The organism is Shewanella sp. S1-58-MNA-CIBAN-0166, from assembly GCF_040310085.1.
Classification (GTDB): Bacteria; Pseudomonadota; Gammaproteobacteria; order Enterobacterales; family Shewanellaceae; genus Shewanella.
In genome coordinates this window covers 108793-121668 of sequence record NZ_JBEOPN010000002.1, presented here as the reverse complement: position 1 = coordinate 121668, position 12876 = coordinate 108793, and the positions used below count along the sequence as shown (strand labels likewise).

Annotated in this window: 13 protein-coding genes; 3 read left to right on the top strand and 10 right to left on the bottom strand. The window is 40.7% G+C overall.

Annotated elements, in window-relative coordinates; genetic code table 11:
- Positions 1 to 15 precede the first annotated feature (15 nt).
- From AAEY99_RS02115 to AAEY99_RS02080, 8 genes are all read right to left on the bottom strand, one after another.
- Positions 16 to 909, bottom strand: coding sequence for an alpha/beta fold hydrolase (locus tag AAEY99_RS02115; protein ID WP_351008895.1), 894 nt, complete (start codon positions 907 to 909; stop codon positions 16 to 18).
- A 21-nt stretch (positions 910 to 930) separates the two neighbouring features.
- A complete protein-coding gene (locus AAEY99_RS02110) occupies positions 931 to 1713 on the bottom strand; it encodes a class I SAM-dependent methyltransferase (RefSeq protein WP_243756366.1) in 783 nt (260 codons plus the stop codon).
- 77 nt (positions 1714 to 1790) lie between these two features.
- Positions 1791 to 2468: a M50 family metallopeptidase gene (locus tag AAEY99_RS02105; RefSeq protein WP_350999174.1), complete on the bottom strand. Its 678-nt coding sequence runs from the start codon at positions 2466 to 2468 to the stop codon at positions 1791 to 1793.
- Positions 2461 to 2790: a hypothetical protein gene (locus AAEY99_RS02100; protein ID WP_059745362.1), complete on the bottom strand. Its 330-nt coding sequence runs from the start codon at positions 2788 to 2790 to the stop codon at positions 2461 to 2463. The genes AAEY99_RS02105 and AAEY99_RS02100 overlap by 8 nt, the downstream gene beginning before the upstream one ends.
- Positions 2791 to 2849: 59 nt before the next feature.
- Positions 2850 to 3551 carry a tRNA (adenosine(37)-N6)-threonylcarbamoyltransferase complex dimerization subunit type 1 TsaB gene (gene tsaB, locus AAEY99_RS02095; RefSeq protein ID WP_350999178.1) on the bottom strand — a complete coding sequence of 234 codons (702 nt, stop codon included), beginning with the start codon at positions 3549 to 3551 and terminating at the stop codon, positions 2850 to 2852.
- A gap of 73 nt (positions 3552 to 3624) precedes the next feature.
- Complete coding sequence (gene yoaA / locus AAEY99_RS02090; RefSeq protein ID WP_350999181.1) at positions 3625 to 5550, bottom strand: DNA repair helicase YoaA; 1926 nt, start codon at positions 5548 to 5550, stop codon at positions 3625 to 3627.
- Between the two features lie 398 nt (positions 5551 to 5948).
- The gene (locus AAEY99_RS02085; RefSeq protein ID WP_182743679.1) at positions 5949 to 6179 is read right to left on the bottom strand and encodes a thioredoxin family protein; all 231 of its coding nucleotides are present in this window, start codon (positions 6177 to 6179) and stop codon (positions 5949 to 5951) included.
- Positions 6180 to 6195: 16 nt separating this feature from the next.
- Complete coding sequence (locus AAEY99_RS02080; RefSeq protein ID WP_351008893.1) at positions 6196 to 7209, bottom strand: permease; 1014 nt, start codon at positions 7207 to 7209, stop codon at positions 6196 to 6198.
- Positions 7210 to 7557: 348 nt separating this feature from the next.
- Between AAEY99_RS02080 and AAEY99_RS02075 the strand changes: the two genes are divergently transcribed.
- The gene (locus tag AAEY99_RS02075) at positions 7558 to 8901 is read left to right on the top strand and encodes a hypothetical protein (protein ID WP_335692180.1); all 1344 of its coding nucleotides are present in this window, start codon (positions 7558 to 7560) and stop codon (positions 8899 to 8901) included.
- Between the two features lie 156 nt (positions 8902 to 9057).
- Positions 9058 to 9609, top strand: a complete 552-nt coding sequence (locus AAEY99_RS02070) for a DUF1569 domain-containing protein (protein ID WP_350978804.1) — start codon at positions 9058 to 9060, stop codon at positions 9607 to 9609.
- Between the two features lie 55 nt (positions 9610 to 9664).
- Here the strand turns inward: AAEY99_RS02070 and AAEY99_RS02065 are convergent, their stop codons facing one another.
- Positions 9665 to 10048, bottom strand: coding sequence for a Fis family transcriptional regulator (locus AAEY99_RS02065; RefSeq protein WP_192116092.1), 384 nt, complete (start codon positions 10046 to 10048; stop codon positions 9665 to 9667).
- Between the two features lie 233 nt (positions 10049 to 10281).
- On the bottom strand, positions 10282 to 11166 hold the full coding sequence (locus AAEY99_RS02060) for a diguanylate cyclase domain-containing protein (RefSeq protein WP_192116093.1): 885 nt from the start codon (positions 11164 to 11166) through the stop codon (positions 10282 to 10284).
- Positions 11167 to 11975: 809 nt separating this feature from the next.
- Here AAEY99_RS02060 and hisG point away from each other — a divergent pair.
- On the top strand, positions 11976 to 12875 hold the full coding sequence (hisG, locus tag AAEY99_RS02055; RefSeq protein WP_351008890.1) for an ATP phosphoribosyltransferase: 900 nt from the start codon (positions 11976 to 11978) through the stop codon (positions 12873 to 12875).
- Position 12876: the final 1 nt, after the last annotated feature.

The following is a 12876-nucleotide window of genomic DNA, read 5'->3' as shown; positions in this document are numbered from 1 at the left end:
CGTTTTCACCTATGGCTAGCGGCTATTTAGAATAAATGCTCCAATCGATTTAGCAACCAGGTCAGCATTCCCCATGTGAAGATGATGGTCTCCGGCTAAATGAACGATATCAATATTGGAAAACCATTTATTGGCTTGCTCTGTTGATACTGTTAATTGTTTATAGCCATCATGGCCAACAATGAGTAACGAAGGCGTGTCACTTATTGTCATCAAAGCGTCAACCTGTTCAAAGGTAAAACGGTTAAGTGAATCTAATTTTAACCGAGGATCACTACGCCAAGAATAATGGCCATCAGTGGTAGCCATATTACGTTTGGTGATCATTTCGCACCATGGTAATGCTAATCCAGTGAGTTGATGGCGAGCCTGAATCGCAGTATCCATTGAAGAATACGTTGGAGTGACTCTGGCGAGTTGACGATTAAAGCGTTGTTGTTGCTGTAAGCCTTTTCGTAAGCGATCTTTAGCCTGTGTGGCAGATTCAGATAACGGTGCTAGGGCTTCTATTAATATGAGTTTATGGATGTTGACAGCAAGACATGCATTGTAAGCTGACGCCACAATGCCGCCGAGCGAATGGCCCAATAAGATAATGGGACCCGTTTCTTGTGACAGGGTATGGATCACGGCTTGCAGATCGTAAATATAATCAACCCAATGCAACGGATAACGCCCTGGGCGATGATCTGATAATCCATGCCCTGGCCAATCGATGCACATCAGTTGAAATTTATCGAATAACCCTTGCTGGGCAAAGGCCTGCGCTAAGGGGATAAAACTGTCGACATTATCAAGCCAACCATGCAAAGCCAAAATCACTGGCTTGTCGGCTTGACCATAACGTTTAGCTGCAAGAGTAATATGAGCCAACGGCAATTGAATTTCTTCTACATCAATGTTCAACATTGTTGGCTCACTTTGCAAAAATTATTTAGCGGCTATTTTGGTAAATTTGATTGTCATACGATCACTTTCACCAATATCAAGATACTTCTGTTTATCTTGATCACCCATAGCTAAACGCGGTGGTAATGTCCACACACCTTTTTGATAATCTTTAGTGTCTTTAGGATTGGCATTCACTTCAGAGCTGCCGGTTAATTCAAAACCGTATTTATTGGCCAACTCAACCATTTGATTTTGATCCATATAGCCACTTTCTGCAGCCATACCGATATTGGCACGATGTTCAACAATGCCTAATGAGCCTCCAACTTTTAACACGTCATGAGCGGCTTTAAACACACCTTCCAACTCTCCTTTCATTGCCCAATTGTGCAAGTTACGGAATGTTAATACGTGGTCTGCAGAATTATCTTTACCCAATGAAAACTTAGCCGGTGGATCAAGCGTTACAAACTGTACATTGCCTACGCTGGCTTTGTTATCGCTAACCCATTTTTCAAACTTCAAACCCGCTGATTTGTAATAAGCACTTTGATTCGTGTCTGTTGCAGGATTAGTTTCAAAATTAGCAGCTACATATTGGCCTTTTTCAGCTAGGTATGGCGCTAAAATTTCAGCATACCAACCACCACCTGGCCATAGTTCAATCACAGTTTGTTCAGGCTTAATATCAAAAAACGCTAATGTTTCAGCAGGATGACGATATTGGTCACGTAGTTTATTATCTGCAGTACGAAACTCGCTGGCCACTGCTTTAGCAAGGGCAGAACTAACCTGCGGTGCCGTCACTTTTTTATCGGGCATACTATCGGCTGCGTATATTGCGGTCGACATACCTAAACTTGATAAGCCAATTAAGGCTCCTAACATCATGTTACGTTTCATTTTGACACTCCCTTTTTTCGATCAACTTTACGCCAACAGAGCAACAACATAAACCCGCTAAAGGCGAGCCATGTTATTACCCATAACCATGCAGGTAGCCAAGTCATTTTAGCTAACATAACCGCATCGCCTTGACCGCTTAACCCCAATAATACCATCGGACTTGCCATGGCATTTAAAATAATCATTAACCCTAATATACGCAGTAAGGTGTTTAACAGACTACTGTTTTTTAATTTAAGTGGTAACAAAAAAAGTATTATCAATACGCTGAGTATAACAATGGTTAACACATCGCGAGCCCAAAAAAGTAACGATGCTGCCACGGTAAACGCGAGTAAAGTCAGGGTAAATCTAATAGTCTGTTTTTGCGTTGCCATCAGAAATATCGAATAACCCCAGAGTGCGGCGCCAAAATAGCCCGCATAAGCGATTAATATACTGCTGCCGCCTTGGCTAAAACAAAAGCCAGCGCCGTTTGGAAATAGCTGAATATGACTGACCGAGCCACCGGTCAATAATGTCGCGATGCCATGAGATAATTCGTGAAAATAACTTTCAAACCATTTAAAAGGTATAGAGATATAAGGGAATCGCGTCAGTAAAAAAGCCAACAGTAATTCAATCACAAAACGGCTACGACTGGGTATTGCAGACAACGGCACATTAGGCATATAAATCAATACCAACCATTTGTTGAATTTCGTCTCTTTTAGCAGAATGCTGTGTCGATAAATACTGAGCTATAGCGCCACGCTGACTGTAAGTCTCACGGTCGTATTCAACACGCGCTTGCTGTTTGGCCGATAAAGTTGAATCATCAACAATGGCCATGTTGCGAGCTTCAATCCCTTGAACCTCAGTTTCTACAGTAGCAGGATTAACAATAATAGGTTCGTGGGCCGCTATGATCGGCCGATTACCGGCAACAGCTTGGCTCAGGCTAATTGGGCCTGATTGATTATTTGCCATTGATAATGCTGAATTTATCGTCATTAACGACACCGTTTACCTATATTTGAATCTTATACTTTATGTCAAATTGTCGTGAATGGCTATTCTCGGCCCGGAAGTTTTTTCCACGTAACAGTATCACGAAGGTACACCGGCGAAAGTTCATCAACAGTAGTATGCAAACCTTGTTGAAAACCTTGTTGTGCAAGAATTAACATGGCTTTCGCATCTGGATAAGTCGCTTGAGTGCATGGTGTCATGTGTGGCGCTATCGTTAATAATTGTGGATAGGCTTCAAAGCCTGTGCCACAAACACTAATGTTTTGTTGTGTATCGAGGGTTAACTCAATCGCTTCTGGCGCGCTAACGTGTTCTTGACCTACTAAGGTAGCAATGCCGTCTTTGGCAATGTATTGGCCCCAATAGACTTCCTTCATACGGGCGTCAATACAGCACAATACTTGCGTAGCACCTTGCTCTGTTATGGCTAATTGGGCCATAGCGGCTAAGGTCGAAATGCCAATAACCGGCAAGTCGAGTCCCAAGGCTAATCCTTGGGTCATGCTGGTACAAATGCGGATACCGGTAAAACTGCCAGGACCGCGGCCATAGGCAATCATGTCCACATCGGCCAGTGTCACTTGGGCTTGGGCTAGCACTTCATCGACCATAGGTAATAATCGTTGACTATGCTCACGTGGTGCATCAGCAATAAGTGCAAACACCTCACCATTAATGGTTAACGCAGCGGAGCAAGTTTCAGTGCAAGTATCAAGAGCGAGGATGGTTAACGGCTTTGGCATTATGATGGGTTACCCAGTAAAAAAACATCAAATAGACTCAATATGATAACTGATGCGTACGGTTTTAAAAAGCTTAAGGGATTTGTTTTAAAAATTGTAATGCACGGTCTAAGTCACGTGTGCGTTGCATGGGTGGCAAAGAATTAATAAACGCCTGGCCATAAGCGCGGTTAACGATGCGGTTATCGCACAAAATAAGCACACCACGGTCTTTCTCATCACGGATTAGCCGCCCGACGCCTTGCTTTAAACTTATGACCGCTTGTGGCAGAGAAATATGGTTAAAGGGGTCAAGCCCTTGACGTTCGGCATTGGCTGAACGGGCTTTGTATAAAGCATCATCTGGCGATACAAACGGCAACTTATCGATAATCACGCAGCTGAGTAACTTACCGCGAACATCGACGCCTTCCCAAAAACTGCTGGTACCGAGTAATACTGCATTACCTAACTGCCTAAATTTATTTAACAAACTTTGTTTACTGGCTTGGCCTTGTACCAGTAAAGGATAAGCGACTTTACCTTGTAAAGCGGATGCAACTTGTTCGAGCATTTGATGGCTAGTAAACAATATGAACGTACGGCCTTGAGCCGCGTTGATAGCTTGAATACACACATCGACTAATTGTTTTACCGTATGTTGCGACTGCCCTACTTTACCTAAATGGCGCGGTACACAAAATACCGCTTGATTAGGGTAATCAAATGGACTGTCTAAAATGATTTGTTGCGCTGATGACAAGCCAAGCTCAGTCGCAAAATGGCCCAAACTTCGGTTTACTTGTAAGGTAGCCGAGGTGAAAATCCAGCGAGTTTTGGCATCAAACAGCTGCTGGCATTGTTTTGCCACATTGATAGGACTCAGTCTTAACAGGATAAAGCGCGGACCTAACTCGACATTATAAGCCGCTTGCATGTCTTTGCATTCAAAATAGTCTTGTAGCTTTTCAGCAAGCTCATGCAATTGTTCAAACGCTAAGTCGAGTTGGTCTTCACGCCCAAGATGATGACGCATTACATTGGTAAGGTCGGTAAGTGCCTGTTGTAGTGCCCACGATACTGTCGCTAAGTGTTTATTGGCGAGTACTTTACGCCAATCAGTTACTTGGTTGTCGTACATAGCGTTGTGCCAGTCACTCAAAGCCAACAGCCCACGTTGCGACAGTTGCTCTATTTGAATACTGTCGCGAATGAGTTGTTTGTGTATTTTAATGATGCCATTAAGCAACTGATCAATTTCGCGACTGGAGATATGGCTGCCAAAGTAGTTAATGCAAATATCTGGCACCAAATGGGCTTCATCAAAAATAACCACATCAGGATCTGGCAATAACTCGGCAAACCCGGTGTCTTTGAGTAAGCGGTCGGCAAAAAATAAATGGTGATTAACCACCACCACTTTTGCCTCCATGGCCCTAATACGTGCTTTACGGGTAAAACACACATCATAATGATCGCATTTTTTACCCGTACAGGTTTCTTTGGTGCTCACAATGCTAGGAATAACCTCTGAATGCTCTGCCACCGAGGTTAAATTGCCGATATCGCCATCTTTGCTTAAATGTGCCCATTGGTTAATCTTGAGTAAATCATCAATATAATATTCGCTAAATTGACTGGCATTTTGCATCTGCTTTTCAAGACGTAACTGACATAAATAATTGTTACGCCCTTTTAATAACGCAATCGGTACATGTACATCTAACATGGCAAGTAATGCGGGGAGATCTTTGAGGAATAGCTGCTCTTGCAGATTTTTACTGCCGGTACTCACAACCACTTGCTTGCCGCTGAGTAAGGCCGGAATTAAATACGCATAGGTTTTACCCACACCAGTACCCGCTTCTAAAATCAGATTATGCTTTTTAGCAATAGCGTCACTGACCGCAACGGCCATATCTGTCTGACTTTGTCGATGGTGGTAATGATGCACATGTTTGGCTAACGCACCGCGATCGCTAAATTCATGGATTACAGATTGGGTAAGTGTAGAGCTCAAAGCATCCTCAAATTATCGCGCTAATGCTGATGTAGTGTGATTTGGGCTATTATGCTTATAACGGCATCATGTTCCAACTGTTTATCACCAAAAGTTGTAAAGGCAGTTGTATAAACAATATCGATGATTTGACTAAATTTAGACCAGAAACAAAAAATGCTGGCCACCAGCGTGACTCAGCATTTCTTGACTCGTATAAAATATAATCAAACGTTTATTTTTTAGTAATTCAGAGAACAGGTTTTGAATGTGGTGTTCAGGGGTGAATTCAAATACCACTTTTTCATTGGTAACCTTGCGTTTAACACTTATGCTCGTGACTTTTTCGGCCGATTTTGACCAAATAAGTCAAATGACAATATATCAGGCATCACAAAATCATCCGTAAAACATATCTTCTATATCCACATTGCCATCTGTTCTTTGGTGGGTTTACTGCCTTTATGGACCACTTTTTCATCAACCACTACCGCTGGCGTACTCATTACGTCATAAGCCATAATTTGCGTCATATCGGTTACTTTTTCTATTTTTATAGCAACACCTTTTTCGTCGGCAACAGCTTGGGCAAGCTCAGCAGTTTCAAGACACTTTTTACAACCTGAACCTAATACTTTAATGATTTTCATTTATTGTTCCTTGTGACTAATTCGTAGATGATAGCAACGGAGCAAATGCATTAAATATCCACCCCACTAAAGTGAATGAAACTAATAGAAGGCTAAATAATATTGCCAGTAAACGCCATTGCATGACTTGCTTTAACAAAATAAATTCAGGAAAACTGGCCGCTACAGTGCTCATACAAAATGCTAATGTGGTACCTATTGGTAAACCATTGATAATAAGGCTTTCCATAATCGGAATAACACCTGTCGCATTGGAATAAAGTGGAATGCCGAGCAACACCGCAGCAGGAACAGACCACCATTGTCCGTCGCCCAAATGCGCTTCAATCCAACCGTCTGGTACAAAGCCATGCAGCGCCGCGCCCAAACCCACCCCAATGATGACCCATTTCCACACTCGGCCGAATATATCTAGCATCTCAGTTTTGGCAAATTGATGCCTTTGTGGCAATGACATAGTTTGCACTTTGCCACTATCATCAGCAATATTGCCAACCCCCTTCTGCTGACCACGTTTTAAGGCTTCGGCCGCAAACGACTGTAGCCAACGTTCAGCCTTAATACTGTCAAGAAACAGGCCGCCTAACATTCCCACACTCATTCCAACGGCAATATACAATAAGGTAAATTTGAGCCCCAATAAGCTCATAAGCAGTAATATTGCGACTTCGTTGATTAAAGGCGAGGTAATCAAAAAGCTCATGGTGATCCCTAATGGGATCCCGGCAGAGGTAAAACCTAAAAAAACAGGAATGCTCGAACAAGAACAGAATGGCGTTATGACACCAAAACCTGATCCCATTAAATAACCTAATCCTCGGTGTTTACCTGCTAAATAATCTCTGACACGCTCAACATTTAACGAAGCCCGGATGAGGGCAATGAAATAAATCATCACCAGCAGTAAAGCAAAAATTTTAGTGACGTCTTCAACAAAAAAATGCAGCGCATCTCCGAGTTTGGTCTCTGGCGACAACCCCAATAAACTGTATATAAGCCAAGATGCAAAATCAGAAAAAATCTGAAACATAAGTTATTGCTCTATAAAAACACTACTGTAAAGATAGCCTTATTTTTAGTCGCAATATAAGATCCAGGTCTCGATTTTGTTGATGATAAAAATAAACATAGATTATCCGAAATAATATCGGGTTAATTTTTTTCTAAGTGGAATGTCTCGTTTTTGTCAGTTTTACCTATGATGACTTATTCAAACTCAAAATTTAAATGTCGATGATAAATTAATATAAAAATTAGTCAGTTAAACTCGTTTTTATTAAATCTATTACTGAATAATTCGTTGCAATGTTAACGGCATCATAATAACGTAGCCCTAGAGATCTTTGAACACAGTCAATAAGCTTAAGGAAAAGCAATAATGAAATGGTTAATTGTAGTGGTTATAAGTTGGTGTATCGGGTTTATCAGTTATCCGCTGATATGGCCTAGTGACACCCCAGACACTACCGAACATGCCGATTTATTGTCCAAAACACCACAAGGCAACACTTCAAAATTTGTCTCTGCAGGTCAAGCTAATCTTACTTCGGTAAATGATGTAACCCAGAACACTCACGACCGAGAAGCATTTAAGGCATCGTTAGGCAATGATGAAACGCCTTACATGTCGATTTTTCGCATCATGCAACTGGCCGAACAAGACCCTCTAGAAGCATTACTCGTTGCCGAAGAAACGCAACATGAAGACTTATATGGATTAATTTTAGAAATAGCGGGGAAAATGCAATTTTCAAATGTCATTTCATGGCTAGAACAGCAAAAGTCGACTGAACAATATGAATCATTACTCGACGGTTATTTACGTGGTTTAGCGTCTGTAAATCCACAACAAGCATTAAGCGATGTAGAGTTATTAGCAGTAGAACCAATGAAGTCGTCGATCATAATGTCGATTGTCGACTCATGGGCCAACACCGATGCAATAGCCGCATTTGAATGGTTAAAATTGCAAACAGAAACTCAATCAACGTTAAAAATGTACTTAAATACCATGTATTATTACATTGAACAGTCACCTAACGAAGCCGCCAATCTCATTTCATCACTGCCATTAAATGAATCGACTAATTATCTTATTACATCGATGGTATATCAGTTGGTTGAAAAGAATACTCAAGATGCTGTCGATTGGTTAGATACTATTGCCGTAGAGCAACGTGCCAGCGGGATATATATTGTCTCTCGAAAAATGGCAGAAACAGATCCTGAGGCTGCTTTAGTATTTTTAAACAATCAAAAACAAGCTTACGATTTAAATCAAGATTATTTCAACAGTGCCTTAGCTGAAATAGCCAGTGTGGAACCCAATATGATGCTAGCGCGAATAGATAATTATGAAGCGAATGTTCAGCGGGATATTATCATTAACGCTAGCTACGCCCTCGCAGAAAATTCGGAAGTCGATTTTTTGCAGGTAATAAACTCGCTGTCCGATGACAACAAAGATATTGCTTTTCGTCAACGATCAGCCCAGTTGAGCCAAACAGATCCACAACAAGCGTTTAATGTAGCCGAACGCATTAATGATACCACGACTCGATTAGAATCTATTGCCAGTACCGTCAATGTCTGGAGTGGGTTTGACAAACGAGCAGCGATGACAGCAATTGATAACTCAACCCTCTTAACAGCCAGTCAAAAAGCCGAAATAAGCAGTCAAATACAATTGCAGCTGACATCATCGAATATTATTTACCCTTGAGTAGCCATTTGATTATTTGGCTAACGAGCTTGTTCTATTGATTGACACGGCAATTAACATCTTGTTATAGAAATAAGCAATCCACACAGTCGTTAAGTTGATGATGATGATGATGACATTAAATAGTAAGTTAATGCCTACCAAAAAGGCCACATAATGCAACGCAGACAGTTTTTAAAAGTGGGAATGTTAGGCGCTGCGGTAGGATTAACTGGTGCCAGTGCATTATGGTTAAGCCAAGGCAATGATCCAACACAACTGAACATTGCTGCACTATTAGCCAAGTTGAATAAGTTAACGATGTTATCAACCGAACAACTTGCAGGTTTAAGCACTGGCAAGTGGAACAGTGCTGAAGTGTTTACACATTGCGCGCAAAGTGTTGAATTTTCAATGAGCGGGTTTCCAGAGCATAAATCAGCACTCTTTAAACAAACTGTCGGAGCCCTGGCATTCACCGCATTTGTCACTAAAGGTGCAATGTCTCATAACTTAGCCGAACCAATCCCTGCTGCGCCAGAGTTAGACCGCAGTGTTGATGTTAATCAAGCACTCGCTAGGCTAATACAATCTTTAAAAGATTTTCAACAATATCAAACTGATTTGGCACCACATTTTGCTTATGGTGAATTAAACAAAGCAGATTACGAGCTTGCCCATGTACTGCATTTTTATAATCACCAACAGAACTTTAATCTAATGAGTTAACGGTTAAAAAATTAACATTAAATATCAAGAGCTTAAACAAAATCCCAATACAACGTTAGTGCAGCTTAGATAGCCCGTTTTTATCGATACTACTGGCATTATGTAATCGCAACGCCCAATTACCATGATGTTGCTGATCACAAGCAGTTTCAGTATCAAAGCTAACATGTTGATTAATATCTTTGAGATCAATCTGGTATTGAGCAAGGGTGCGTTGAATTAGCGTTAACAGTAGCGCTTTATGACCACTTTGATTAAATTGCGTTAGTTGTGTTTCAGTATCAAATATACAAATAATTCGTAAGCTCTTGGGGAATGTCGTGTAATCAACGACGTGCGTAATCCATGCAAAACCAGGATAGCTATCCAGTGCATGTTCGCATACGACGGTTAACCCCTCTCTTAATTTATTATCGATTTTTTTATCGGTTTTTCGCATACTAAAATGTTCTTCCTAATCTGTACAACTAGATGAATACATCATCATATTAAAAGCTATCGAGTACATTATGTTTTTATGCGCAGACATATCGTTAACCATAGTTCTGGTGACCATTAATGATGAACGGCTATTTCGTTACATAACTCTTGTTAAAGTTTGAGCTAATGACGAGGACCTGTTTATCTTTGCAAAAACAGCCTTGAAAGATCAACAGGCCCTAAACCGTAACCCTACTTAAGATGGTCTACACCAGTATCGATCCGGTTCCCTCCAGCATTTTTTGCTCTATACATAGCTTGATCTGCATATTGAATTAATTGCTGCTCATCAGCACCATTATCGGGATAACGAGCGACACCAATACTCGGTGACAGTTGCAAATTAAGGCTATCAAATTGATAAGTTTTCTCCAGTTCAACTCGAATATTCTCAGCAATAAACAGCACACTATCAACTGAATCAATACCGTTTAGTACAACGACAAATTCATCGCCACCAAAACGTCCAACCGTATCTGATTTACGAACGCAATCACGTAAACGCTGAGCGATATTCTTAAGTAGCTTGTCACCAACAAGATGCCCATAGCTGTCATTAACATGTTTAAACCCATCAATGTCGATAAATAACAAAGAAAGATGAGAGCCTTCGCGACGCGCCAGTCCAAGCGATGTTTGTAAACGCCCAAACAACAATGCTCTATTAGGTAATTCTGTTAATGGATCATGTCCTGCAATGTAGTGAAGTTGCTGCTCCATTAATTTTCGTTCAGTAATATCGTGAGCAACTGCAATTCTAAACTGGTGATCTTCAGACCATCGTGCCGACCAAAGAATATCAATTATTTTGCCATCTTTACGAACCCAACGGTTTTCAAAACGAGGTAGTTTTTTGCCACTCAGCAATGATTCAACGACTTTAAGTGTCTTTATACCGTCTTCAGGATAAACATGGTCAAGCATAGGTTTGCCTATCACTTCGTCAGGAGAGTATCCAAAAATATCTTCAAATGCAGCACTAACAAACACAAAATTTCCTGCTTTATCAACCACACATACTGCATCGAGCATTAAGTCCATAACATCTCTAAGCGCCACTACATCAATGGTCTTCATACTGTGCGTACCTCGAGAAGTTAGCTAAATTAATAAAGCGTAATACACGCCAGCTTATAAGTAGCGTCCAATAAACTCAATGGCTTATAACGATATGATTTAAACATTGCGATTCATAAAGACTAAAGGAACAAGTTTCATCACACTAAAACATCGTTTATCCCTTGAATAATCGACTAGCACACGACTCTTGTTGCATAAGAATCAAGCCATTAAACGGTATCATTAACCTAAGTGATGTAGAGTGCCAAATGGGAGACGTCATTACGCTAACGGTCTACCCTTTGTATTTATTGAGTTCTCAAAGTCATTTATCGACAAACAACAAGTAGAGGTTAATCCCCAAGGGCATTGATAGCTAAAATATTAAGCAGTTGTGTTGTTAACGCTTTCTTAATCGGCTCTAATGATCACAAACAGACAAGAAAGCATATCTTATGCAAAAAATATGGTAATTAAATAACATTAATGCTTTATCCGCTCTTGCAAACAAGCATAAATGCGGTTAAGTTAACTGCAAGTCGATATACACGACATCAGATGAGTGCATAATCCTCATTTGAACTGATTTACTAATATCAAATAAAGAGTACTGAAATGAACATCCAAGTGACTACAATCCACCATCATCACCATATGCGGTAGCCTTCGGATGCTAACTGCCGAAGGACGATATCCTTCTGGTGGTGAACAATTATTCACATAAACCCCTGGAAGGAATTTCAGGGGTTTTTTGTTTTCTAAATTTTTATTTTTATTTAAGCAGTTAAATTTACACATTTTATATTTAATACATAAGGAATTATCACATGAGTGAGTCAAAGCGTTTACGTATAGCCATCCAGAAATCAGGCCGTTTATCTAAAGAATCTCAACAATTGCTGAAAAGCTGTGGCGTTAAATTTAACGTTAATGAGCAACGCTTGATTGCACACGCAGACAACATGCCAATAGACTTATTACGCGTTCGTGATGATGATATTCCAGGCCTAGTAATGGATGGAGTTGTCGACCTAGGTATTATCGGTGAAAACGTTCTAGAAGAAGAACAAATAGAGCGCCAACTAGCAAGTAAACCGGCTGAATGCACTAAATTACGTGAATTAGATTTTGGTTCATGTCGTTTATCACTTGCGGTACCTAATGAGTTTGAATATAAAGATGCCAACTCACTAGAAGGTCTGCGCATCGCGACATCTTACCCGAACTTACTGCGCCGTTTTATGCTAGAAAAAGGCATTAACTACAGCGACTGTATGCTTAAAGGTTCCGTTGAAGTCGCGCCACGGGCAGGATTGTCAGATGGCATTTGTGATTTAGTATCGACCGGTGCAACCCTTGAAGCGAACGGCTTGTATGAAACCGAAGTCATTTACCGCTCAATGGCTTGCATTATTCAATCAAACAAAACTCAATCTACTGAAAAACAAGCTCTAATCAACAAAATCTTATCGCGTATTAATGGCGTTATCCGTGCCCGTGAAAGTAAGTACATCTTATTGCACGCTCCAATTGAAACGTTAGATCAAATCGTTGCCCTACTCCCAGGCGCTGAAAACCCAACCGTATTACCACTTAATGACGACACTAATCGTGTGGCTATTCACGTAGTAAGCACAGAGGATTTATTCTGGGACACTATGGAAGAATTAACCGCACTAGGTGCAAGCTCAATTCTGGTCATGCCTATTGAAAAAATGATGGGGTAAC

What these genes read in the sequence shown, in the direction of transcription:
- AAEY99_RS02115 (WP_351008895.1), bottom strand. Translation starts at nt 909, where the DNA reads ATGTTGAACATTGATGTAGAAGAAATTCAATTGCCGTTGGCTCATATT.
- AAEY99_RS02110 (WP_243756366.1), bottom strand. Translation starts at nt 1,713, where the DNA reads ATGCCCGATAAAAAAGTGACGGCACCGCAGGTTAGTTCTGCCCTTGCT.
- AAEY99_RS02105 (WP_350999174.1), bottom strand. Translation starts at nt 2,468, where the DNA reads ATGCCTAATGTGCCGTTGTCTGCAATACCCAGTCGTAGCCGTTTTGTG.
- AAEY99_RS02100 (WP_059745362.1), bottom strand. Translation starts at nt 2,790, where the DNA reads ATGACGATAAATTCAGCATTATCAATGGCAAATAATCAATCAGGCCCA.
- tsaB (WP_350999178.1), bottom strand. Translation starts at nt 3,551, where the DNA reads ATGCCAAAGCCGTTAACCATCCTCGCTCTTGATACTTGCACTGAAACT.
- AAEY99_RS02085 (WP_182743679.1), bottom strand. Translation starts at nt 6,179, where the DNA reads ATGAAAATCATTAAAGTATTAGGTTCAGGTTGTAAAAAGTGTCTTGAA.
- AAEY99_RS02080 (WP_351008893.1), bottom strand. Translation starts at nt 7,209, where the DNA reads ATGTTTCAGATTTTTTCTGATTTTGCATCTTGGCTTATATACAGTTTA.
- AAEY99_RS02075 (WP_335692180.1), top strand. Translation starts at nt 7,558, where the DNA reads ATGAAATGGTTAATTGTAGTGGTTATAAGTTGGTGTATCGGGTTTATC.
- AAEY99_RS02070 (WP_350978804.1), top strand. Translation starts at nt 9,058, where the DNA reads ATGCAACGCAGACAGTTTTTAAAAGTGGGAATGTTAGGCGCTGCGGTA.
- AAEY99_RS02065 (WP_192116092.1), bottom strand. Translation starts at nt 10,048, where the DNA reads ATGCGAAAAACCGATAAAAAAATCGATAATAAATTAAGAGAGGGGTTA.
- AAEY99_RS02060 (WP_192116093.1), bottom strand. Translation starts at nt 11,166, where the DNA reads ATGAAGACCATTGATGTAGTGGCGCTTAGAGATGTTATGGACTTAATG.
- hisG (WP_351008890.1), top strand. Translation starts at nt 11,976, where the DNA reads ATGAGTGAGTCAAAGCGTTTACGTATAGCCATCCAGAAATCAGGCCGT.